General features: G+C 45.4%; 25 protein-coding genes and 1 riboswitch. Of the genes, 18 read left to right on the top strand and 7 right to left on the bottom strand.

All coding sequences use genetic code 11. The annotated features are described in order from the left end of the window. Window positions 1-92: 92 nt before the first annotated feature. The 4 genes from BCOA_RS33435 to BCOA_RS33420 all read left to right on the top strand — a co-directional run bounded on the left by BCOA_RS33435 (window position 93) and on the right by BCOA_RS33420 (window position 4,422). The gene (locus BCOA_RS33435; protein WP_014098347.1) at window positions 93-914 is read left to right on the top strand and encodes a pyruvate, water dikinase regulatory protein; all 822 of its coding nucleotides are present in this window, start codon (window positions 93-95) and stop codon (window positions 912-914) included. Further along, window positions 911-3,586, top strand: a complete 2,676-nt coding sequence (ppdK, locus tag BCOA_RS33430) for a pyruvate, phosphate dikinase (RefSeq protein WP_014098346.1) — start codon at window positions 911-913, stop codon at window positions 3,584-3,586. Before BCOA_RS33435 ends, ppdK begins: the two co-directional genes overlap by 4 nt. 179 nt (window positions 3,587-3,765) lie before the next feature. Continuing rightward, on the top strand, window positions 3,766-4,140 hold the full coding sequence (locus BCOA_RS33425) for a VOC family protein (RefSeq protein ID WP_014098345.1): 375 nt from the start codon (window positions 3,766-3,768) through the stop codon (window positions 4,138-4,140). A gap of 162 nt (window positions 4,141-4,302) precedes the next feature. Next, window positions 4,303-4,422 carry a DUF4023 family protein gene (locus BCOA_RS33420; protein WP_014098344.1) on the top strand — a complete coding sequence of 40 codons (120 nt, stop codon included), beginning with the start codon at window positions 4,303-4,305 and terminating at the stop codon, window positions 4,420-4,422. Between the two features lie 160 nt (window positions 4,423-4,582). Here the strand turns inward: BCOA_RS33420 and BCOA_RS35420 are convergent, their stop codons facing one another. Next, window positions 4,583-4,729: a hypothetical protein gene (locus tag BCOA_RS35420; RefSeq protein WP_014098343.1), complete on the bottom strand. Its 147-nt coding sequence runs from the start codon at window positions 4,727-4,729 to the stop codon at window positions 4,583-4,585. A 481-nt stretch (window positions 4,730-5,210) separates the two neighbouring features. Between BCOA_RS35420 and BCOA_RS33410 the strand changes: the two genes are divergently transcribed. Both BCOA_RS33410 and BCOA_RS33405 read left to right on the top strand, forming a co-directional pair. Beyond that, window positions 5,211-5,444 carry a YesK family protein gene (locus BCOA_RS33410; protein WP_230090544.1) on the top strand — a complete coding sequence of 78 codons (234 nt, stop codon included), beginning with the start codon at window positions 5,211-5,213 and terminating at the stop codon, window positions 5,442-5,444. 48 nt (window positions 5,445-5,492) lie between these two features. Next, window positions 5,493-6,581 carry an NAD(P)H-dependent flavin oxidoreductase gene (locus BCOA_RS33405; RefSeq protein WP_014098340.1) on the top strand — a complete coding sequence of 363 codons (1,089 nt, stop codon included), beginning with the start codon at window positions 5,493-5,495 and terminating at the stop codon, window positions 6,579-6,581. 762 nt (window positions 6,582-7,343) lie between these two features. Here BCOA_RS33405 and BCOA_RS33400 read toward each other — a convergent pair. The 4 genes from BCOA_RS33400 to BCOA_RS33375 all read right to left on the bottom strand — a co-directional run bounded on the left by BCOA_RS33400 (window position 7,344) and on the right by BCOA_RS33375 (window position 11,221). Then, complete coding sequence (locus tag BCOA_RS33400; RefSeq protein ID WP_014098339.1) at window positions 7,344-7,892, bottom strand: short-chain dehydrogenase; 549 nt, start codon at window positions 7,890-7,892, stop codon at window positions 7,344-7,346. Between the two features lie 62 nt (window positions 7,893-7,954). After that, window positions 7,955-8,482 (bottom strand): signal peptidase I, encoded by a 528-nt coding sequence (gene lepB, locus BCOA_RS33395; protein WP_014098338.1) that lies wholly within the window; start codon window positions 8,480-8,482, stop codon window positions 7,955-7,957. A 233-nt stretch (window positions 8,483-8,715) separates the two neighbouring features. Then, window positions 8,716-9,801 carry an isocitrate/isopropylmalate dehydrogenase family protein gene (locus BCOA_RS33385; protein ID WP_014098336.1) on the bottom strand — a complete coding sequence of 362 codons (1,086 nt, stop codon included), beginning with the start codon at window positions 9,799-9,801 and terminating at the stop codon, window positions 8,716-8,718. A gap of 592 nt (window positions 9,802-10,393) precedes the next feature. Next, window positions 10,394-11,221, bottom strand: a complete 828-nt coding sequence (locus tag BCOA_RS33375) for a class I SAM-dependent methyltransferase (RefSeq protein ID WP_014098335.1) — start codon at window positions 11,219-11,221, stop codon at window positions 10,394-10,396. A 437-nt stretch (window positions 11,222-11,658) separates the two neighbouring features. Between BCOA_RS33375 and BCOA_RS33370 the strand changes: the two genes are divergently transcribed. Together BCOA_RS33370 and BCOA_RS33365 are read left to right on the top strand one after the other, a co-directional pair. Then, the gene (locus BCOA_RS33370; protein WP_035184928.1) at window positions 11,659-11,889 is read left to right on the top strand and encodes a hypothetical protein; all 231 of its coding nucleotides are present in this window, start codon (window positions 11,659-11,661) and stop codon (window positions 11,887-11,889) included. 111 nt (window positions 11,890-12,000) lie between these two features. Continuing rightward, a complete protein-coding gene (locus BCOA_RS33365; RefSeq protein WP_014098333.1) occupies window positions 12,001-12,291 on the top strand; it encodes a hypothetical protein in 291 nt (96 codons plus the stop codon). A 270-nt stretch (window positions 12,292-12,561) separates the two neighbouring features. Here BCOA_RS33365 and BCOA_RS33360 read toward each other — a convergent pair whose 3' ends face one another. Beyond that, entirely contained in the window at window positions 12,562-12,768 is a 207-nt protein-coding gene (locus BCOA_RS33360) for a hypothetical protein (protein ID WP_231111528.1), read from the bottom strand. Beyond that, window positions 12,765-13,508, bottom strand: a complete 744-nt coding sequence (locus BCOA_RS33355) for a type II toxin-antitoxin system SpoIISA family toxin (protein ID WP_014098331.1) — start codon at window positions 13,506-13,508, stop codon at window positions 12,765-12,767. The genes BCOA_RS33360 and BCOA_RS33355 overlap by 4 nt, the downstream gene beginning before the upstream one ends. Before the next feature lie 137 nt (window positions 13,509-13,645). On the opposite strand from BCOA_RS33355, the gene BCOA_RS33350 reads away from it, so the two are divergent. The 10 genes from BCOA_RS33350 to thiE all read left to right on the top strand — a co-directional run bounded on the left by BCOA_RS33350 (window position 13,646) and on the right by thiE (window position 21,710). After that, on the top strand, window positions 13,646-14,176 hold the full coding sequence (locus BCOA_RS33350) for a GNAT family N-acetyltransferase (protein ID WP_014098330.1): 531 nt from the start codon (window positions 13,646-13,648) through the stop codon (window positions 14,174-14,176). Beyond that, window positions 14,176-14,670 carry a GNAT family N-acetyltransferase gene (locus tag BCOA_RS33345; protein ID WP_014098329.1) on the top strand — a complete coding sequence of 165 codons (495 nt, stop codon included), beginning with the start codon at window positions 14,176-14,178 and terminating at the stop codon, window positions 14,668-14,670. The genes BCOA_RS33350 and BCOA_RS33345 overlap by 1 nt, the downstream gene beginning before the upstream one ends. Further along, entirely contained in the window at window positions 14,667-15,092 is a 426-nt protein-coding gene (locus BCOA_RS33340) for a GNAT family N-acetyltransferase (RefSeq protein ID WP_014098328.1), read from the top strand. Before BCOA_RS33345 ends, BCOA_RS33340 begins: the two co-directional genes overlap by 4 nt. Window positions 15,093-15,424: 332 nt before the next feature. Then, complete coding sequence (locus BCOA_RS33335; protein WP_014098327.1) at window positions 15,425-15,865, top strand: NUDIX domain-containing protein; 441 nt, start codon at window positions 15,425-15,427, stop codon at window positions 15,863-15,865. Between the two features lie 270 nt (window positions 15,866-16,135). After that, window positions 16,136-17,473 carry a putative hydroxymethylpyrimidine transporter CytX gene (cytX, locus tag BCOA_RS33330; RefSeq protein WP_014098326.1) on the top strand — a complete coding sequence of 446 codons (1,338 nt, stop codon included), beginning with the start codon at window positions 16,136-16,138 and terminating at the stop codon, window positions 17,471-17,473. 101 nt (window positions 17,474-17,574) lie between these two features. Beyond that, window positions 17,575-18,384, top strand: coding sequence for a bifunctional hydroxymethylpyrimidine kinase/phosphomethylpyrimidine kinase (thiD, locus tag BCOA_RS33325; protein WP_014098325.1), 810 nt, complete (start codon window positions 17,575-17,577; stop codon window positions 18,382-18,384). A 95-nt stretch (window positions 18,385-18,479) separates the two neighbouring features. Next, window positions 18,480-18,591, top strand: a riboswitch (TPP riboswitch). 67 nt (window positions 18,592-18,658) lie between these two features. Continuing rightward, window positions 18,659-19,420, top strand: coding sequence for a 3-oxoacyl-ACP reductase (locus BCOA_RS33320; protein ID WP_014098324.1), 762 nt, complete (start codon window positions 18,659-18,661; stop codon window positions 19,418-19,420). A gap of 12 nt (window positions 19,421-19,432) precedes the next feature. Next, complete coding sequence (thiM, locus tag BCOA_RS33315; RefSeq protein ID WP_014098323.1) at window positions 19,433-20,257, top strand: hydroxyethylthiazole kinase; 825 nt, start codon at window positions 19,433-19,435, stop codon at window positions 20,255-20,257. 5 nt (window positions 20,258-20,262) lie between these two features. Then, window positions 20,263-21,069 carry a bifunctional hydroxymethylpyrimidine kinase/phosphomethylpyrimidine kinase gene (thiD, locus tag BCOA_RS33310; RefSeq protein ID WP_014098322.1) on the top strand — a complete coding sequence of 269 codons (807 nt, stop codon included), beginning with the start codon at window positions 20,263-20,265 and terminating at the stop codon, window positions 21,067-21,069. Further along, a complete protein-coding gene (thiE, locus tag BCOA_RS33305; RefSeq protein ID WP_014098321.1) occupies window positions 21,066-21,710 on the top strand; it encodes a thiamine phosphate synthase in 645 nt (214 codons plus the stop codon). The genes thiD (BCOA_RS33310) and thiE overlap by 4 nt, the downstream gene beginning before the upstream one ends. The last annotated feature ends 255 nt before the right edge of the window (window positions 21,711-21,965 follow it).

Here is a 21,965-nt window from a genome sequence, read left to right as displayed (position 1 = left end):
GTGCATATACTGATGGCATACGGGAGGGGCAGTGAAAAGAAACCATATACATACGGAGCCATTTTCCGGTTCGAAAAGGATGGGAACCATACATGGAACAAAAAGAAATTGTGCATATCATCTCGGACTCGGTCGGAGAAACGGCTGAATTTGTTGTAAAAGCGGTTGCTGCGCAGTTTAACGGCGGACACATCGAAATCAGGCGGCATCCGCATGTGGAAGAAACAGACGATATCGAACCGGTGATTGAGACGGCAAAAAAACAAAATGCCATCATTGCTTACACGATAGTCGTTACCCCTTTGAAAGCATACATTGACCGCCGTGCCAGCGAAGAAGGGATCATTGCGGTCGACCTGATGAATCCGTTGATGGAAGCTTTTATGAAAAAGTTTCACAAGGAGCCGTACCACCGTCCGAAGTTAATGCGCAAGCTGGATCAGGAATATTTTAAAAAAATTGAAGCAATTGAGTTTGCCGTAAAATATGATGACGGGCGCGATCCAACCGGACTGAAAAAGGCGGACATTGTCCTGCTCGGCGTCTCGCGGACGTCGAAAACGCCGTTATCGATGTATCTGGCGCATCACAGCTTTAAAGTGGCGAATGTTCCGATCGTGCCGGAAATCGCACCGCCTGATGAATTGTTTTCCATCCCGCGGGAAAAGTGCATCGGGCTGATGATTTCGCCCGAGAAACTGAATGAAATCCGGAAAGAACGGATCAAGGCAATGGGGTTAAAATCGGACGCCAATTATGCGAGCTTTGAACGGATTTATAAAGAACTCGTTTACGCGGAGAACATCATGCGGAAACTCAGATGCCCGGTCATTGATGTTTCAAACAAAGCGGTGGAAGAAACAGCAAGCCTTATTATTGAAATGTTCAAAAACAGGGAGGAGCTGCTCAAATGACAAAATTTGTCTACTTGTTCAACGAAGGGAACAGCCATATGCGTGACCTGCTTGGCGGCAAAGGAGCCAATCTGGCGGAAATGACAAACATCGGCCTGCCGGTGCCGTTCGGATTCACGATTACAACCGAGGCATGCAATGACTATTATTCAAACGGCAAAAAAATTTCAGATGCAGTCGAAACACAAATGGAAGAAGCGCTTTTGAAACTGGAAGAAAAAACCGGCAAAAAACTGGGCGGGAACGAGAACCCGCTGCTCGTCTCCGTCCGTTCCGGCTCTGTGTTTTCGATGCCGGGGATGATGGATACGGTACTGAACCTCGGCATGAACGATGAGACCGTGGAAGCCGTTGCGAAACTGACCGGCAATCCGCGCTTTGCCTATGATTCGTACCGCCGGTTTATCCAAATGTTTTCTGACGTGGTGCTCGGGATCGAGGTATACCATTTCGAACATTTGCTTGAACAAACCCGGGAACAAAAAGGGTATACAGCTGATCCGGAAATGACTGCGGAAGACTGGAAAGACATCATTGCCGGCTATAAAAAGATCGTTAAAAAACATACGAAACAGGATTTTCCGCAAGACCCGAAAACGCAACTGTACCTTGCCGTAAATGCCGTTTTTGATTCGTGGAATAACCAGCGTGCCATTGTATACCGCCGCCTGAATAAAATTCCGGACCATCTTGGGACCGCTGTCAATATCCAAAGCATGGTATTCGGAAATATGGGGGATGATTCCGGAACCGGCGTCGCTTTTACACGGAACCCGTCAACAGGCGAACGCGTGCTGTACGGCGAATATTTAATCAATGCCCAAGGCGAAGATGTCGTTGCCGGTATCCGCACCCCGCAGCCGATCCAGGTACTGGCAAAAGACATGCCGGAAGTGTACCGCCAGTTTGTAAAAACAAGCAAATTATTGGAAGAACATTACCAAGATATGCAGGATATTGAATTTACGGTGGAACGCGGCAAACTGTACCTGCTACAAACCCGGAACGGCAAACGGACGGCGCAGGCTGCGATCCGCATCGCCGTTGAAATGGTGAAGGAAGGCATTCTCGATAAAAAGACAGCGCTTTTAAGAGTCGATCCGGATCAGATGAACCAGCTCTTGCACCGCCGCATTGATGGTTCCGCGACTAAAAACCATCTTGCAAAAGGGCTGCCGGCATCCCCTGGAGCTGCAACCGGCACCGTTGTGTTTGATGCTGATGAAGCGGAACGGCTCGGCAAGGAAGGGGAAAAAGTGATTTTGGTCCGCCCCGAAACGACACCGGATGATATTCACGGCATTGTTGCATCCCAGGCGGTTGTGACAAGCCGCGGCGGGATGACGAGCCATGCGGCGGTTGTCGCGCGCGGGATGGGGAAAGCGTGCATCTGCGGCTGCGAATCTATGAAAATCGATTTGAAAGCAAAACAATTTACGGTCGGTGACACCGTTGTCCGTTATGGGGATGTCATCACGATTGACGGTTCGACAGGTGAAGTGATGCTCGGCGAAGTCCCGATGATTGACCCTGAGCTTTCCGGCGAATTCAAAACGCTGCTTGAATGGGCGGATGAGGTGCGCGATCTCGGCGTGCGCGCCAATGCTGACAACCCAACGGATGCGAAAAAATCGCTCGAATTCGGTGCAGACGGCATCGGCCTTTGCCGGACGGAGCATATGTTCATGGATATTAAGCGCGTGCCGATCGTTCAGGAAATGATCCTCGCCGAGACTTTGGAAGAACGCGAAAAAGCTTTAGATAAACTGCTTCCGATGCAGCAGGGCGATTTTGAAGGCATCTTTGAGGAAATGGCCGGCCATCCGGTGACAATCCGCCTGCTCGATCCGCCAATGCACGAATTTTTGCCGGATAAGGAAGAACTGCTCGTAGAAGTAACAAAACTGCAGCTTACGGCACCAGAATCAAAAGAACTGGAAGAAAAAGAATACTTGCTGAAAAAAGTCCAGCATCTTGCTGAATTCAATCCGATGCTCGGCCACCGCGGCTGCCGGCTCGGCGTGATTTTCCCTGAAATCTACGAAATGCAGGTCAAGGCGATTTTTTACGCTGCCGCTGCCGTTCTGCAAAAAGGGATAAAAGTTCAGCCGGAAATTATGATTCCACTTGTCGGCCATGTGAATGAGCTGAAACGGATGCGCGCGCTTGTGACGGACATGGCGAATCAGGTCATGGAGGAAAAAGGCTTGAAATTCGATTATACGGTCGGCACGATGATCGAAATTCCGCGCGCCGCCCTCACCGCAGACCAAATTGCAGAAGAAGCGGATTTCTTCTCGTTTGGTACGAATGACTTGACGCAAACGACGTTCGGCTTTAGCCGTGACGATGCGGAAGGAAAATTCTTGCAACAGTACATCGAGCAAAAAGTGCTGCCGGAAAATCCGTTTGCCGTCCTTGATCAGGAAGGCGTCGGCAAACTTGTCGAAACCGGTGTCAAACTCGGCCGTCAGACAAAACCGGGCTTAAAAACCGGCATTTGCGGCGAACACGGCGGGGAAAAAAGCTCGATCGAATTCTGCTACAAAACCGGCCTGAACTACGTCAGCTGTTCGCCTTACCGCGTACCGCTCGCAAGGCTCGCCGCTGCACAGGCCACCATCCGGAACAAAAAAGAAGACACCGACAAAGTGACAGTCGCTGCAAAATAAATCATTTTCCTTAAGGCACACGGTGGATTGCCCCCGTGTGCTTTTTTCTGCGCAAGTCCATGAAATAGGCATGCCGGGGGTGTAAAGAAGCCATAAGCAAATCTTATCAAATGAGTTGTCAAAGCCATTATTTAAATGACAAAAGAATGAATGTAAGATGAATGTAAGGAGGGATGAGATTGGCATTTAATTTTATCGCAATCGACCATGTTCAGCTTGCTGCTCCACGTGGCAGTGAGCAGACAGCAAAAAAGTTTTACGCAGAAATCCTCGGATTTACGGAAATTGAAAAACCAGCAGAATTGAAAAAACGCGGCGGCTGCTGGTTTCAAAACGGAAAAATACAAATCCACATCGGCATTGAAGAGCCTTTTTCACCCGCCAAAAAAGCGCATCCTGCATTTGAAGTCAGAAATCTCGAAAGCTTGAAAGAAAGGTTTACCCACTATCAAATGAAGTGGACAGAAGACGGTAAACTACCAGGGGCAGCGCGCATTTACGCAACAGATCCATTCGGAAACAGGCTGGAATTTTTAGAATGGAAGAGCAAGTAAAAAAACGTGCGAAATGGTGAAATGAGAAATTGGCAGGGGGTGGAATATGGCTGTAAATTGCACAATGATGAAAGCGAATCTCCCGTCCGGAAATCCAAAATGCATGCATGCCTGACCGGGTCTTGGTTAAAGTAACAATGACGGGCGGAAAGGAGGCACGACATGGACAATACGCATGGATTTGTGCAGAAGCTGAATGAACAGCAAAAGAAACAGGAACAAAACAAAAAACGGCAGGGGAACGGAAACCCAAGTGAAAAGCTGCCGACAAACCGGCATTAAAAAAATGGCGTGTGGGATACACGCCATTTTTCAAAAGAACGGGACAGCCACGCTCTAAAAACGGGAATTGGTTTACATAATAATATTATAAAAAACCACACATTTCTTTTCCGCTGTTGGGAAGATGTCTGTTTATCCTGAAAATGGAAAAGGCAGCCAATCAGATGGCTGACTGGTTGCCCATGTTTTCTTCCATTTTCATGCTTCGCGCGATTTGTTGTGCATGGCGCTTCGCTTCTTTCACGGACTTTCCTTTTACCGTAATCAATCGTCCGTCAATAATGAAGTTGAAAATTCTGGTTCTCATATGCTATCACCTCTTCTTTGTTTACCCATTGTTCTTTTTTTAAAACATATGCTTCTTTCGGAAAGTTTTTCAGAAGTTGAAGATGCAGTGAGTAGAAAAATATTGCAGCGGGCAGTTTCATGTTATCCGTCGTGCGCAGGGATTTTTTGCGGAACTCGGGCTTTACATTTATAGAATTATAACAGATAAACGAAAAAAATACAACATATTGATATGGAAAGAGTTTTTCTGCCCATATTTTGAAAAGCGCTGCATTCATTTGGACGGGCAACAGGAGAGGGTTTTCACTATTTTTAAAATGTTTAAAATAAATCAGAATCCTGTTATAATGGGATAAAGGCGAATGGGGAGGCATATGGCCACTTTTGTGATGGATGTCGTGAGTTGAACACTCGTCATTTTGCTTGTTTGCTATATTTTTAGGCATATTGTAGAGCTTCCGGTATATGTCATTCCGGTATTCAGTGCGGTATGCAGCATTGTGCTCTTGTTCAGCAGCTTTTTCAAAGGAGGATGGGGCGGAATGGGGCTGGGTGCAATAGGGCTTGTGCTGTTGCTCGCATCCGTCCTGCCTTTTATGCTATCCGCGTTATTTTTAAGGCCGATGGTGGAAAAAAATCGTGAGCTGTCCGGAAAACGGCGGCACATGGCATGCTGCTATCAGAAAAACGGAACGCGAAGATCAGTAACAAGCATTTTACAAGCAGGACTGTAAGCGCTATGATCAGAAAAAAGGTAGAATGGTTTTGAGGGAGGAATTTGGATGTTGAAAAACGTTTTGACCGAACGGCTGAAAATACGGTACCCGATGATTCAGGCTCCGATGGCAGGGGGCATCACCAAACCGGCATTGGTGGCTGCGGTCTCAAACGCCGGCGGGCTGGGCATGATCGGGGCGGGGTACTTAACCGCTGCTCAAACAAAAGAACAAATCCGGGAAATCAAACAGTTAACCGGAAAACCTTTTGGCATCAATCTTTTTGTTCCCGGCGAGTTTGAAGTAGATGAAAAAGTAACAGCCGCAAATGGCATTTTAAATCGGGTCCGCAAACAGTTAAAAATAGAGGCAAAAGCGGAAATAGAAGTTCCTGATTTACATAGCGTACAAGATCAATTTTTGGCACAGGTGCAAGTGGCCATCGAAGAGAAAGTGCCTGTTTGTTCATTCACTTTTGGAATACCTTCCAGGGAAGTGATCGAAAAGCTGAAACAAAACGGGATCCTCCTCATTGGAACGGCAACAACCGTTGATGAAGCGATCGAAGTGGAGCAAGCCGGAATGGATATGGTGGTTGCACAAGGCAGTGAAGCGGGAGGCCATCGCGGGAATTTTTTGAAAGAACATGAGGAAAGTATGATTGGCCTGATGTCACTAATTCCCCAGGTTGCCGACAATGTCCGGATTCCCGTCATTGCGGCAGGCGGTATTATGGATGGCAGGGGGCTTGCAGCAGCGCTTTGCTTAGGGGCAAAAGGCGTGCAAATGGGAACTGCCTTCCTGGCCTGTGCGGAAAGCGGCGCACCTCAGTCCCATAAGGAAGCCGTTCTCCATGCGAAAGAAGATGAGCTTGTCCTCACCCGGTCATTTTCCGGAAAATGGGCAAGAGGCGTAAAAAATGCATTCATCTCGGAAATGAAGCCGCATGAAGCGCTTTTTCCGGATTATCCCGTGCAAAATACGCTCACACAGGATATCAGAAAGGCTGCCGGAAAGCAGAACAACCGTGAGTTTATGTCACTTTGGGCCGGCCAAAGCCCGCGACTCGCAAAACATCAAACGGCAAAAGCATTGATAGGCCATGTCATAAAAGAAGCTGAAGAAATCATGGGCAAAATGCCTGAAACTCTATAATTTTTCGCCGGCAATGAAACAAGGCATCAAGGCACACGAGAGGGTGAATCATTTTCATGACAGGTTTTCTTGCCGTGTTTTAGGTGGCGTGGAAATCTACGTGAAGGAAGCAGGCGCAAAAGATGATGTTTCTTAATGTAGAGTGCGTCTACGTTAAGGAAGCGCGTGGAAAAAACGATGTTTCTTAACGTAGAGTGCGTCTAGGTGAAGGAAGCTGGGGCAAAAGTCGGTATTTCTTAACGTAGAAGGCGTCTACGTGAAAGAAGCGCGGAAAAAAGACGATGTTCCTTAAAATAGAGTGCGTCTACGTTAAGAAAGCAGGCGCAAAAGACGATGTTTCTTAACGTAGAAGGTGTCTACGTTAAGGAAACGCGTGGAAAAAACGATGTTTCTTAACGTAGAGTGCGTCTATGTTAAGGAAGGGAGCGAAAAAATTGATGTTTCTTAACGTAAAAGGCGTCTACGTTAAGGAAGCGCAGAAAAATGCTGGTCTTTCTTAACATAACCCGCAAAGTGAAGGAAATGTGAAAAAATATCAGCAGGATCTGCTAAGATTGAAGGAATAGTTGTTATCTATAATTTTATTATGTTAACTAAAAATATGACCATATCAAATGATCCTCCTATTATTGTCTGCATTGTAAGCCGAAATAAGCAGGACAAACCCGGACTGAAGACGAATCATAGCGTAAATAGCTGTGAAGTGTGCCAAAGCCATAACAGGTTTGTCCCCCTTTCCCTTTCGCAATTTCTCGGACCACCTTACGGGCGTTTGTCCCACGGTTCCAGTTGCCCGACAATATGCCTTTTTTTGCCTGACTGGATGGCTTCGATGACGCCGTCCGAAATTTCTTCATTTGTCAGCCATCTTGACTGATGATTTTCGAGAATAAATCCAAGCTGGATTTGATGGTAATTGCAATTTTCCAAACCGGCAAGCTCGTTCAAAAGTTCATCCGGATTCCGGGTGCTTCCGAGGACGTGATACAGTTCCCATTGGCGGCTGTTCTGTGAAAAAACATTTGAAATCGTTACAAGTGCTTGATCTGCATAAGAATGGATCCAGGCTACTGCAAGGTCAACCGGTCCGTGCTGCCCAATCAGTTTATCTAAATGTTCACGCAGTGCACTCGAATCAGCGTAATCCGTTAAAACAGGGGTAATCCGGCTCCGGTCAGCGGCCCGGGAAATGCATGCATCCATTTTTTCGGGATTGCGCGCAATAATGGAAACATGGTCAGCCTGTCCGGCGAGCCACAGAGATACATTGCATAGCATGCCGGTTCCGCCGACGACTAAAGCGTGTTTCAAGGAAGTTCCCCCCTGCTTTTTATGAATAGATATCCTAAGCTCTCTGCTGCCCGCAAGGAAAGTTAATGGACTTCCCGAATTTGCGAGAGCGGGTAAAATACCGCTTCGGTTTTTCCCACGAGTTCTTTCTTCGGAATAAGGCCGAGCCCGTTTCTGCTGTCTTCGCTGTACAACCGGTTATCGCCCATTACGAAATATTTATTTCTTGGTACGGTGAGAGGCCCGAAGTTATTCGTCAACTTGCTGCCTTTTTTACGTGCTGCTTTCAGGTTTTTTGCAAGGTAAGGCTCTTTGTGCAACTTCCCATTAATGTAGAGATGGTCATTTTTGACTAGAATGGTATCTCCGGGAAGGCCGATAATCCGCTTTACATAGTTTTCCGTTTCTCCCTTGATGATGATGATATCGCCTCTTTGGTAATCGGCAGCAGAATGGACTTTATAAACGAGAATTTTATCGTGGTTATGAAGTGTCGGCTCCATTGATTCCCCTTCAACCATATAAGGGGCAATGAAAAATCCCCTGATGACCGCAACAAGCAGAATGGCAAATATGAATGATTTTAACAAGGTTTTTATCCCTTTGCTCATTTGACCAGCTCCCATGCATATCTTCATCGTATTCTATTCTTCCAGAAAGACAGGAAATCCTTTATATTGTTTAATAATATGCAACATTTCCATGTTATAAACATAAGAGATGGGGCACAGGAGCGATTTGTGCCATTCAAGGCGGCGGGAAATTGCGGAATCATCCGCCGTCCGCGGGATCTCGGAAAGCTGTAAAAATGCCCGTTCAACAGTCTTTAGGCAATTCGCACAAATCATGAGAGCTGGTAAATTTTTTTGATCACAGCATCTGTAAAAGCTGTTGTGGAAGCAGAGCCCCCCAAATCATGGGTAACGGTCCCATCTGCAATGGTACCCAAACATGCATCTTCCATTTTTTTCGCAATTTCATTCAGGCGGGGATCGCGGTGATGTGCACTTAACCATTGCAACAGCATGACAGCTGACAGCAGCATGCTTGTTGGATTTGCAAGATCCTGTCCGGCAATGTCCGGTGCTGAACCGTGTGCCGCCTGGGCCATTGCCTGTTTCCCGTTTGTGTTTAAGGAAGGGGATAATCCCAAGCTTCCCGCCAATTCACCGGCCAGGTCCGACAAGATATCACCGAATAAGTTTTCTGTCACAATGACATCAAAGTCACCGGCCCTGCGCACGAGGCGTGCTGCCATTGCATCAATAAGGACATCTTCCACTTTGACTTCAGGATAATATTTTTTGCCGGTTTCATAGCAAATATCGCGGAATAACCCGAATGCCAATCTAATGACATTGGCTTTGTGGACAATCGTGACCTTCTTTCTCCGGGACATAGCCAGCTTAAATGCTTCATGGGCAATTCTTTCAATTGATTTTCTGGTAAAAACGCCGGTTACAAGTGCTACATCCGGTGTAACCATACACTCTCCGGTACCGATGTACATATTCCGATCGGATAAAAAGCCTTCGGAGTTTTCGCGTAAAATTATCAGGTCGCTAAACCCGGCGACACTTTTTGTCCCGGGAAAAGTCCGACTTGGGCGAATATTGGCAAATAAATCAAAGCAATGCCGTAACTCGCCGCTTGGATTTCTTTTGAATAAACGGTGTTCATCCGGATATGCGGAGGAATCATGCGGCCCCATCAACCAGCCATCGGTTTCTTTCAGCCCTTGTTTTGTCACGTCCGGCATAGGATCATTGTATTTTTTAATTCCTTCCCAGCCCATTGGAAGCTCTATGAAAACAAATTCGGTTCCGTTTGCTGCTTTTGAAGCTGCAGCTTTCAACACTTTAACAGTAGCGCTTACAATCTCAGGCCCGATCCCGTCGCCATATAATACACCTAATTTATACGTTGTCATCTTTCAAACTCCTCTCAACTGTTTTAAAAAATCGAAGGGGGTGCCTGGTGATCATCTTGACTTACAGGAAGGACAGCCGTATTGGGGAAGTGTTCAATGGATCATCGGGGCTGAATTTCTAAAATTACTTTGTCCCTTTTCTATTATTTTAGCATTTTATAAAAATCAGATAAAGGTTTAAAATATTGTTGCCAAAGATCAAGCAGTCCCACTTCCGGCGGAAAAATGCCCTGATTTCTCATGGCCAGAGGCCGGGCGTGAGAAAAGGGGAAGGAAGAGATCAACCGGAGACTGCAATCTGCCAGCAGGGGTTATTTGGAAACCTTTTGGATTAAACAAAATAAACGTCTGGCATTTTGGACAAACCCAACCGGATCCATTTCTGATCCGGTTCCTTCTTCATTTTGAAAAATGGCGTTGATAATAGAAATTATTGCAGGGATGATGATAAAGCCAAGCCGGATACCCACCCAGTAATCCCTTTGGGCGCGCCGCCTAATTGAAAGTTTTTTTGTACCATAATCCGCCGCTTTGTATTTTGACGTAATCCTCAATAGGCGAGAATAATTTTGTCTCTATTTTCGACCATCTGTTATTGATCTTCCGGCTTTTGCGATTCATGGTACTTGCTCATCTTTCCTCCCCATGTAAGTGCAGATGGTTTGATTCCAATCACCCGGATGCGTTTATAGTCTGCGATCCAGTGCCCGTTTTTCCACAAACTGCCTTTCAGTTGTTTTTCTGTATTCGCAATGATCATTTCTGTTTCCTGTTCCGGGATGCCTTCCAGCAACTGCGTACAAAACATTCGGATCCAGTTTTTCAGGCCGTCTTCTCCCTCCAACGGTGTCGGCCGGTCAAAATGCATAGCGAACGTAACATAAAATCCGGCTTTTTCCATCAAAGCGGTATACTCGCCAATGCTGGGATAGTACCAGGGAAACTGTTCCGGAGAGAACTCGAACCCGGTTTCTGTGATTTGCTGGATGAGCGAAGACGTGATCAATTCTACATTACCTTTGCCGCCAAATTCTGCGACAAATCGGCCGCCTTGTTTCAGGCTCCGGAACACACCTTCCAATGCGGCGCCCGGTTCCTTGATCCAATGGAGGACAGCATTTGAAAAAACAGCATCAAATTGGTTCGTATAGGGCAGTTTTGCCGCATTCTGTACATCAAAAGCGATGTCTGGATATTTGCTTGAAGCCTGCCGGATCATATTTTCCGACTGATCGATGCCAACAATATGTGCGCCGCTTTCCCCGATTTTATAAGATAAATCGCCGGTTCCGCAGCCGAGGTCGAGAATGTTTTCGCTGGGTTGCGGAGAGAGCAGCCCGATCAGGCTGTTTCCGTATTCCGATACAAATTTGTGTTTGGTATCATACAATTCGGCATTCCAATTGTCTGCTGGCTTCATTACGGATTCTCCTTCTCTATTTTGCTGAAAAGTAAAAATAATATGGGTTTAAATAAAATATATCATACATCAAAAGGAAATGAGGATTGTAAAATTTTATTTTTCCGGATTGCGGTTGCTGCCCGGCACATGAATTCGTTTCCAAGAGCAGATCCCGCGTGATAAAATGGTTGTAATACCCGAGGAAAATAAATGCCCTGGTTTTAACCGTGGCGCTGGTGGGATTGTTATTTTCGTATTACTGAAAAAAGCCTTAACACCGGTTTGCCTGCTTTTGATCCGGTTATCAATGTCCGGCTTCTCTGCTTTGCCATATTGGAGATTATCATTTTGCTACAAATGAAAATATTCAATTTACAAGAAGGAATTTTGCATGTGTGCCCACAATAGTTAATATTAGATGTATCGCTTGCAGACAGGGGATGATTTTTTTGAAAATGGCTGGCGTGATTTTTGTGGTTATCGGTGTGATTCTTCTTCCGTTTGGCATTTTGCAGTTTAAAAAAGAATGGAAAGCCTACCGGAAATTTTCCCCGAAAACCCAAAAGGTATTTGTGCTGATTGAAATATTCGATGTATTATCGGGTGTCCCCATCCTGTCAACCTGGTTGATGTACCTTTCAGCATTCTGTATTGTGATGGGTGTCATCATGATCACAACGCATTAAGAAAGATGATGAAAAACGCGAAAAGATGGCGTCCTGCGGTTGTTTTGAGCCGAATGGGGAGTACATCGCCAAGTTGACATAAAAAAGCGCTGGAGATGAGGGGGCAACTGGATGTTAAAAAAATGCTTATTGGTGCTGACTGTATTTTTACTGGCTGCTGATGCTACTATTTTGTATATATGGCTTGCCAAATGGCAAAAACTTGCAACGATTCCCGGTATGGTGGGCTGGGGAATAGCCTTTTTGTCAGGATTGCTTTTATATATGATCTTAAAAAAGTTGAGTTCCGGAGAAAAAATGGTGATGGTCTTCAGCCGGCTTGCACTCGGTTCCGCTGTCCTGCTTTGCGGTTTAGCGGTTTTGACGGTTCTCATTACCCTTACTGTCCGCTCAATGCCGTAAGAGAGGTATGTTACATATCCCATTTGCAAGAACAAAAAATCTGCGGGTGCTAATCTGATTTCATGTTGCCCGCTTATTTTTCAGCTTATCAATAAAGCTGAGGAGTTCCACTGTCTGTTTTTTTCTGTTTTTTTCCATTGGGGAAGGAGAAGGGGGCGGAGAGTAAACGCTTGTTTCTTTATGGAACTTTTTCACATGATCACCTCTGCTGATTATCTGCAATAGTGTATGTAGAGTTGTTAAAAAGTATGAAGGGCAATAACCAGTTTGTTATTGCCCTTGAGAAGATTTTTTGCCGTACTTTTTCAGGATCTGTTCGTTTTCTTCCATGATTTTTAAAGTCGTCGGGCTGATGCCCACTGAAGGAACACGGACTCTTGATTTTCTTCTGAAAGTTCCCCGAATATTTCCGGTTTCATTTCTCTGTGCCAGGAGTGCACTGCTTTTTTTCATTTTTGTCACCGCCTTGTTTTTCAATCCATGTCGTCCGGCGGAGCCGCAAAATCATAAACATGGGCCATGATGACAAACAGGATACAATCCATTTCTGTAATGGCTCTGGAACCGGATATTTTTAATAGATACAATTCGTCATGAAAAAGATAAATCGGATGGAGCGCATCGTTTCCATCGACATGATACACCGTCTCCAGCCTGTCCAATTTTGCGCGGACGGAACCGGGATTTTTGTAACGATACAATGCCTGATCTTTCTCTAACGGTGTTGTAAACGGCAAAATATTAACGCTCATATCCGCTTTTTCCGCATAAGATGACAGTACTTCTTTTAAACCTAACAGATATCCTTCTTTACTACCATAATACCCTACGATGCCCTCGTTATTCAAGATGTCGAGCATATTTTTAGCCATTGACAGATTGTCCTGGATCAGAGACTCATTTGCAGAAACGGTTTTCGTAAATCTCTCCAATTCATATTTTCCGGCTTTACGGAAATACATATTTAAAAAAATAAAACCGTCGATTGCTGCAAAAATAAGCGCGGTGATGGCATAGTTTTTAAAATCCGTGAAAATGCTCGCCGGATGGATCGTCCAGTAAACCAGCGCGCCAAATAAATAAACCAAATACCAGATTTTCCGGATCAGAAAAACTTTTGCATCCATCTTTTCTTCATTTTTTCCATACAGGTAAGTGTATATCACGAGACCGGCAAAACAAAGCCAAACAAAAGTTTTAAAAAACAGCGTTTCCAAATCTCCGCCCCCCTATATTCCAGAAAAGTACTGTCTGCCATTATTTTATCATAAAAAGGGGAACTATTGTTTGGCTTTCTTCATAAAAGGCAGAATTGATGAAATGTTCCTAGGATGATAGACGGATAAAGAGAGATATGTTAGAATTTAACAAAATATGGGGGGAGCTGGCAGTTTTGGAAGCAAAAAACGCGTTAAACATCCGACAACTGGGAAACAAGGAAAAACTGCCGATGGATTTACTGCTCCTTGCCGACCCGTCACGCGAAATGGTGATGGCCTATGCCAAACGCGGGGAATGCTATGTGGCGGAAATCGAAGGAAAAGTGATCGGGGTTTACATCCTGCTAGCGGCAAGGCCGGGAATCGTGGAATTGGCGAATGTGGCGGTTTCAAAAGAACATCAAGGGAAAGGCTTTGGAAAACGGCTTGTGCTGGATGTCATCCAGAGGGCAGGAAGAAAAGGATTTAAATCGATCGAAGTGGGTACCGGTAATTCCAGCATCAGCCAGCTGGCCTTGTATCAAAAATGCGGTTTTCGGATCTCCGGGGTGGACAGAGACTTTTTCGTCAGGCATTATGATGAAGCGATTTATGAAAACGGGATTCACTGCCGGGATATGGTACGGTTATCACTCGATTTGGAAGAAACGACATGTAAGGGGTAATGGAATTGGAACTGGTCTTTTACAATGATGATTTAAAGCAACAATTGGACAACTATACGATAACGGATGATCAGCTCCGTTTTACGGGGCATCCAAATGAAGCCATTGCCATTGCAAAAGAGGATCCGGAACGGCACCCTGTTGTTGCAGTCCGCCATAACATGATCACAAACTTTTTTGTGCTTCATGAAAAAAATGGCGCCAGGCTCTATACAAATCATCCGCATGCCATATTGCTGCGGACTTTTTCAACCGATTTCCACCAGCAGGGAAAAGGATACGCCAGGCAATGTTTAAAACAGCTGCCCCATTTTGTCTGTACCCATTTTCCGGAAATAGAGCAAATGGTCCTTGGGGTGAATGCGGAAAATCTTGCTGCCCAAAATTTATACAGACAAGCCGGGTTTGTGGATGAAGGGGACAGGATGATGGGGAAAAAGGGCGAATTGATCATTATGCATTACCATTTAGACAAAGAAGGGGTATACAGGTGAAAATAAAAGAACTTACAACCCGGGAAGAGTGGAAAGCGGCGTTTCCGGTGATGAAACAGCTGCGGAAACATTTGGACGAAGAAAACGATCTTCAGCTGGTGGAGGCGGCGGCAAAGACATCGGATTACAAGATGGCCGCTGTAATAGATGGCGGAAATATTGTGGCGGTAACCGGGTATATGCCGATGATTACTTTGTACAACGGGCGGTTCATTTGGGTATGCGACCTGGTGACGGATGAAGCGCACCGATCAAAAGGATACGGCGCCAGGCTTTTGGCGTATGTGGAAAAACAGGCTGGCGAAAACGGATACGGCATTGTTTCCCTGTCATCCGGCCTGCAAAGAAAAGACGCCCACCGGTTTTATGAAGAAAAAATGGATTATGATAAAGTCAGTTATGTGTTTTTGAAAAGACTGTAGTTTTTGCATTTTGGCTTAAAAAGCGCAGTTTATCGCCGTACCTCTTCATCTGCGGGCTGGCCGGTGTCATAATGCTGATAAGAATCAAAATTGAGTTAAAAATGCGGCAATCTCTTGACATTGTGATTAACTTAATATAAAATATTGTCGAACTGGAAAACTGGAGCTAGGGTTCCGCTTCATTCAGAAGGTCTGCGACCGAGGGCTTCATCTCTTGTAATAAAACAAGAGGCACCTATTGATATAAAAGATCCGAGGGGAAAGGTTCAGTGTATTTCTTATGCGCTGATTCTTTCCCCTCTTTTTTTATTTTTTGAAGGAGGAATGAAGCATTGAATGTAATCGACCAAATTTATCCGGGTGTAGCCGTTGTTCTTTTTGATCAACAGGAAAGAGTATTACTTCAAAAGCGGGCAGATGTTGGAAAATGGGGTCTTCCAACCGGCCATGTTGAACCTGGGGAAACTGTTTTGCAAGCAGCAATCAGAGAGATGCAAGAAGAGACAAACTTAACAATTCGGATAAAACAAATAATTGGTGTTTATTCCGACCCTGAATTTCAAGTTTTCAAGTATCCTGATGGAAAGTGTGTCCATTTTATCACCACTTGTTTTTTGGCGGAAATTGCAGGAGGAAAGCTGCGAAACAATTCTTCCGAATCTTTAGCACTCCAGTTTTTTCAGAAAGATCAGCTTCCTGCAAATTTATTAAAAATGGTTCCGCTGTGGCTTGGGGACGCTTTAGCAGGCTATGCAGGTGCATTTATCCGATAAGATTTAAACGAAAAGAACAGGAGAGGCAGTTCAATATGAAACAAAAAATCTTTCTGACAGCACCTTTTAAAAAAGTGATGGATCTCCAAACATTATAATTGTAAGTCTCTCTGTTTCCAAATTTCAGATAAAAACAAATGTCAGCAAGAGCTACATAAAACCGTCCAGAAAAGATATACCGTCATTCTTTTGGTCGTAAAAATGTAATTACCAAACCAATTGTTTTAACAATATATTTCGTTATCAAAAAATGTGAAAGGTCGTTTTCAAATGGAATCGAATGAGAAATTAAAAGTCCAATACTCATTAGAAGTAGTGCCAAAAAAGGAACAGCAAATTGCTTCGTTGCAGATTGCACTGTTATGGATCGGAGCAGGATTAGGACTGGCTGCTATTTTTTCAGGAAATACACTGGCAGGTCTTGGTTTGAAGAATGGATTACTGACGATTATCGTTGGCATGCTTGTCGGGTCAGTTCCTATGTATTTCATGTCCCGCATTGGAACAAGAGAGGGAGTATCAGGTATGATTGCTACCCGTGCTTCATTTGGGATTAGAGGTTCTTTTTTTCCGAGCTTGTGCAATGCACTGCAGTTAATTGGCTGGACAGCTGTGATGATTCTGATGGCAGCTGAAGCCTGTGTATCTTTAAAATTTGCAGGAGTTCTTGGGAACCGGGATTTTTGGATTATCTTGATTGGTTTGATCACAACGGTTAACGCGCTTTTGAAACACAATCATTTAAAATGGTTTCAGATATTTACAGTTGGTGCAACATTGATTTTATCCATCATCATGACCTATGCTGTTTTGTCAACAGTAAATGTTGCAGACTTAATGGACAAGAAACCTAAAGGTCATCTTACTTTCTCTCTCGGATTAGATTATGTGATCGGCATGTGCCTTTCCTGGGTTCCTTTGGTTGCAGACTATTCCCGGTATGCAAGGAATATTAACGGGGCCGCACACGCTACATATTGGGGTTATGCTCTATCCAGCATCTGGATGTACTTTGTTGGCTTGCTTTGTACCATTGCTACTGGCCTTTGGAATGCAAGCCCAATTCCAATCATGGGTGCACTGGGCTTGGGTATCCCAGGTCTGCTTATTATTTTTTTCTCCACTGTAACGACAGCTTTTCTAGATGTTTTTTCAGCAGGTGTTTCTGCAAGCAATTTATTTCCAAAGTTTTCGGAGAGGCGGCTTGTATTCATTGCAGGAGTGTCAGGCACACTGATTTCGCTGGTGTTTCCAATTGATAAATATCAAAGCTTTTTATTAATCCTTGGTGCTGTCTTTATTCCCATTGAAAGCATCGTATTGGTTGATTATTTTTTGATCCGTAAACACCTGAAGCCAGCAGACTTGACTAAACCAGAAGGATCGTACTGGTACCGGGGCGGTGTTAATCTGGTAGCTTTCGTCGCTTTTGTGGTTGGTTTTGCTCTCTATGAAGTCAGCTATTTTCAAGCTTGGCCAATTGGTTCGTCATTTATTAGTCTGATTATTACGGCAGTCCTTTATTATTTCCTTATGAGACTTCTTCATAGGGATCAATTTTCAAAGGTTAGAAGCAGTGGCATATACAAGAATCATGCAGCAGGCTGATAAGTTATTTTCAAAAACATTATAACAAATGGATGGGATCCAATCTGTCAAATGCAGAAAAAAAATAATACTATGATCATTTTAGAAGAGGTGTATATTAGATGAGACCACAGGTATTAACAATTGCAGGAACTGACAGCGGTGGCGGTGCAGGTATTCAGGCCGACCTGAAAACTTTTGAAGAGAGGGGTGTCTACGGCATGTCTGTAATCGTTGCCGTGACAGCGCAAAATACAAAAGGAGTTCAGGGAATTTTTCCAATGCCGGTTGACAGCATTGTCCGTCAAATGGAATCCATTGCGGACGACTTTTCAATTGCAGCTTTAAAAACGGGTATGCTGTTTGATGCAGAACGCATAGAAGCTGTTGTTGACGGAATTAAACGATTTAAATGGAGGCCGCTGGTTGTGGATCCGGTCATGATTGCAAAAGGTGGGACACATCTCGTTGCTCCTGAAGCAATTGCGACGATTAAAAAGAAATTGGTTCCGGTTGCTGATGTCATTACACCGAATACACCGGAGGCGGAAGTTCTGTCAGAAATGACGATACGTACTGATCAGGACCGGGAGCACGCAGCACGACTGATTCTCAAAAGAGGGGCAGGTGCTGTGCTGTTAAAGGGCGGACATGATCTGGTTACATCAGAAACTGTTCGTGATTGTCTGGTGACGAGGGAGCAGACAATATGGCTCGAATCTAAACGCATTGATACCGTTCACACTCATGGAACTGGTTGTACATTGTCTTCATTGATTACAGCTGAGTTGGCGAAGGGCCATCCCTTAGAAGACAGCGTAAAAACAGCTAAAAAATTATTGACAAGAGCAATCTCTGAGAGCCCGGGAATTGGGCATGGCCATGGACCAATTGCCCATTGGGTATTAAGAGATGAAGATGGAGAAAGATAACAAAGCTAAATTCACATAATATAACCCCTGCCGGTGATTTTCATTAAGCTTTACAAAGCATAATAGAAAAGCTATAATTGAAAAAAGTAAATCTTTCAAACTACTAGGGGTGCCCGGATTTGGCGGGCTGAGAGAAAAACCGGCGTTTTTCAACCCTTTGGACCTGATCCGGATCATACCGGCGTAGGAAAGTAGGAATTTGTAAAAAAATTTCTTGCTGATGAAGTCAGGTCTTTTCGGGCCTGGCTTTTTTGCATGGGAAGGGGTGGGACAAATGAAACTGGATGAGCAGGTGGTTGTCGTCACAGGCGGAAGCAGGGGGTTAGGCAAAGCAGTTGTAAAAGCTTTTGCAAGAGAAGGGGCGGGCGTTGTCATCAACTATTTTGAGAGTGAGGGGAAGGCAAAGGATCTTCAGAATATTTTAGGAGAAAAAGCGGTTGCCCTGAAGGCGGATGTAAGGGATCCGGCGCAGGTAAGAAAGATGTTCCGGCAGGCCGAAGCTTATTTTTCCAGGCCTGTCACGACAATTGTAAATAATGCCCTCGTGCATTTCCGCTTTGATCCGGAATCCCGGCACGATGCTTCCCGAATTTCGTGGGAGGAATACAGCTTGCAGATGGAAGGTGCGGTTCGCGGCGCATTAAATACCATACAGGCCGGCCTTGCGGAAATGAAACGGCTGCATTTCGGCAGGGTGATCAATATTGGCACAAACCTGTTTCAAAATCCGGTTGTCGCCTACCATGATTACAATACGAGCAAGGCAGCGCTCCTCGGCTTCACCCGGAGCATGGCGAAAGATCTGGGGCAATATGGCATTACCGTTAATATGGTATCCGGCGGCCTTCTGAAAACGACGGATGCAAGTGCAGCCACATCTGAAGCGGTTTTTCAATTGATTCAGGAAACTACTCCGCTGCAAAAGGTGACAGAACCGGAAGACGTTGCGGATGCCGTGTTGTTTTTTGCATCGCCATGGGCGAGGGCGGTAACCGGACAAAATCTCGTCGTTGACGGCGGACTTGTAATGGATTAGGAGGGAATGGAAATGGAAAAGGAAAAACCAATTGAACTGCTTGAAAAAATCAGGGAAGCCAATCCGCTTATCCATAATATCACGAATATTGTGGTGGCTAATTTTACAGCAAACGGGCTGTTGGCACTTGGCGCATCTCCGGTAATGGCCGATGCGGTGGAAGAAGTTGCCGATATGGCGAAAGCGGCAAATGCGGTCGTGTTAAATATCGGCACTTTAAATGAAAAAGCCGTCGAAGCAATGATATTGGCGGGAAAGTCTGCAAATGAAAATGGCGTTCCGGTCGTCCTTGATCCGGTAGCTGCCGGTTCAACCCGTTACCGGACAGAAACGGCAAAAAAATTGCTGAAAGAAATCCGCTTCACATCCATCAGGGGAAATGCCGGAGAAATCGCCAATCTGATCGGAATAGATGCCAAAGTTAAAGGCGTCGATGCAGGAGATACCGGCCTGGATACGGGCGAACTCGCTTTAAAAGCGGCAAAAACGCTTCATACTACGGTCGTGGTAAGTGGCAAGACGGATGCGGTGTCAAACGGTACAAACCTTTATCTCGTACATAACGGCCACCCGCTTTTAACAAAAGTCACCGGGACAGGCTGCCTTTTGTCCGCGGTTTGCGGCGCCTTTCTCGCTGTTGAGAAAGATCCTGTTCAGGCATCTGTTTCGGCGCTTGCGATTTACGGCGCTGCTGCGGAAATCGCAAGAGAAAAAACAGGCGGGGATTTGCCGGGCAGTTTTCAAATGGCGTTTTTAGACCAGCTGGCAGAAATAGGAGCTGAAGAAATCCAAAAATATGCCTCTAAATATGCCTCTTTTGAAAAGAAAGAAGGGTGAACATCATGAAAAAAGCACTCACGATTGCCGGTTCTGATTCCGGGGGCGGTGCCGGCATCCAGGCGGACTTGAAAACATTTCAGGAATTAGAAGTATACGGCATGTCCGTGATTACCGCGGTGACGGCGCAAAATACACGCGGGGTCCAGGGGGTATTTCCGCTCGGTCCCGAAGCAGTCTCCCGCCAATTGGCGTCCATTGCCGAAGATATGGGGACAGATGCACTAAAAACCGGCATGTTGTTTGATTCCGGGATCATCGAAGTGGTTGCGGAAAAAATCAAAGCCTACCACTGGGAAAAACTCGTTGTAGACCCGGTGATCATTGCAAAGGGCGGAGAAACCCTTTTGCAAAAGGAAGCGGTTAAAGCCTTAAAAAGCCAGCTGCTTCCGCTCGCCTTCATTGTGACGCCGAATCTTCCGGAAGCGGAGGAACTGGCAGGAATGCCCATCCGACATACTGATGATATGAAGGAAGCGGCACGCATCATTGCGGATTGCGGTCCTCGGTATTGTCTCATTAAAGGCGGACATCATGAGTCTTCCCCGGTTTCGAGCGACTTGCTTTTTGACGGGGCGAACTTTTACGAATATACAGCGAAAAGATACGTAACAAAAAATACGCACGGCACCGGCTGTACGTTTTCTTCAGCGATTACGGCAGAATTAGCAAAAGGCGCGGATATATTTGCTGCTGTGTCGACAGCAAAAGCATTCATTTCCGCGGCGATCGAAGACGGCATTCAAATTGGACACGGGCACGGGCCGACGAACCATTGGGCCTACCAAAAAAGGAGAATGAAAAACCGATGACAGGCGAACATTTGCGTGACGCATTGAAACTGTATTTTATTATGGGCAGCCCGAACTGCACGCTGCCGCCGGAACAAGTGCTGGAAAACGCCATCAGAGGCGGCGTCACCCTTTTTCAATTCCGTGAAAAAGGAAAAGGTGCACGAAAAGGCGAAGAAAAGAAAGTGCTTGGTGAAAAATTGAAGTGGATATGCCAAAAAAACGGGATTCCTTTTCTTGTAAATGATGATATTGCACTTGCTTTGGAACTGGATGCTGACGGTGTGCATGTCGGGCAAGAAGATGAACCGCTGGCATCCGTACGGGAAAAGTTGGGGGATAAGATTATTGGCGTCTCTGCCTATACGTTGGAGGAAGCCAGGCAGGCAGCAAACGGAGGCGCGGATTATCTTGGCGTTGGCCCCATTTTTCCGACGAAATCGAAAGAAGATGCGAAAGCGGCGAAAGGGACAACCGTCATTCGCGAAATCCGCCAAAATGGCATCCGGATTCCAATTGTCGGAATTGGCGGCATAGGGCCGGGCAATGCAAAAAGCGTCATAGAAGCAGGGGCAGACGGCGTTTCCGTCATTTCTGCCATTGCAGGCGCGGAAGATGCAGAAGCGGCGGCTGCCCTGTTGAAAAGGGAACTCACTTTATAATGAAGGCGTAAACCCCCCTGCGCCTTTTGACAGTTTAAAAATGGAATGCAAGATAAGCCGGGTGTACGAGCCTGGCTTTTTTGATGCCAAGCGCGCTGGATGGCGGCTGAATTTTTTGCGGGAATTTTTCAATATTTTAGTTGATAAAACATTTGTTCCTGTGATAAAATACAAACAAATATTCTGGTGGAAAGGAAGGTGAGGGCTGTAAAAACCAGATAACCTCTCATCATTTGTTGTTTTTTGTGCTGGCAA

This window comes from Heyndrickxia coagulans 36D1 (assembly GCF_000169195.2).
GTDB classification, from domain to species: Bacteria; Bacillota; Bacilli; order Bacillales; family Bacillaceae_C; genus Weizmannia; species Weizmannia faecalis.
This window is presented reverse-complemented; position numbering and strand designations above follow the sequence as displayed.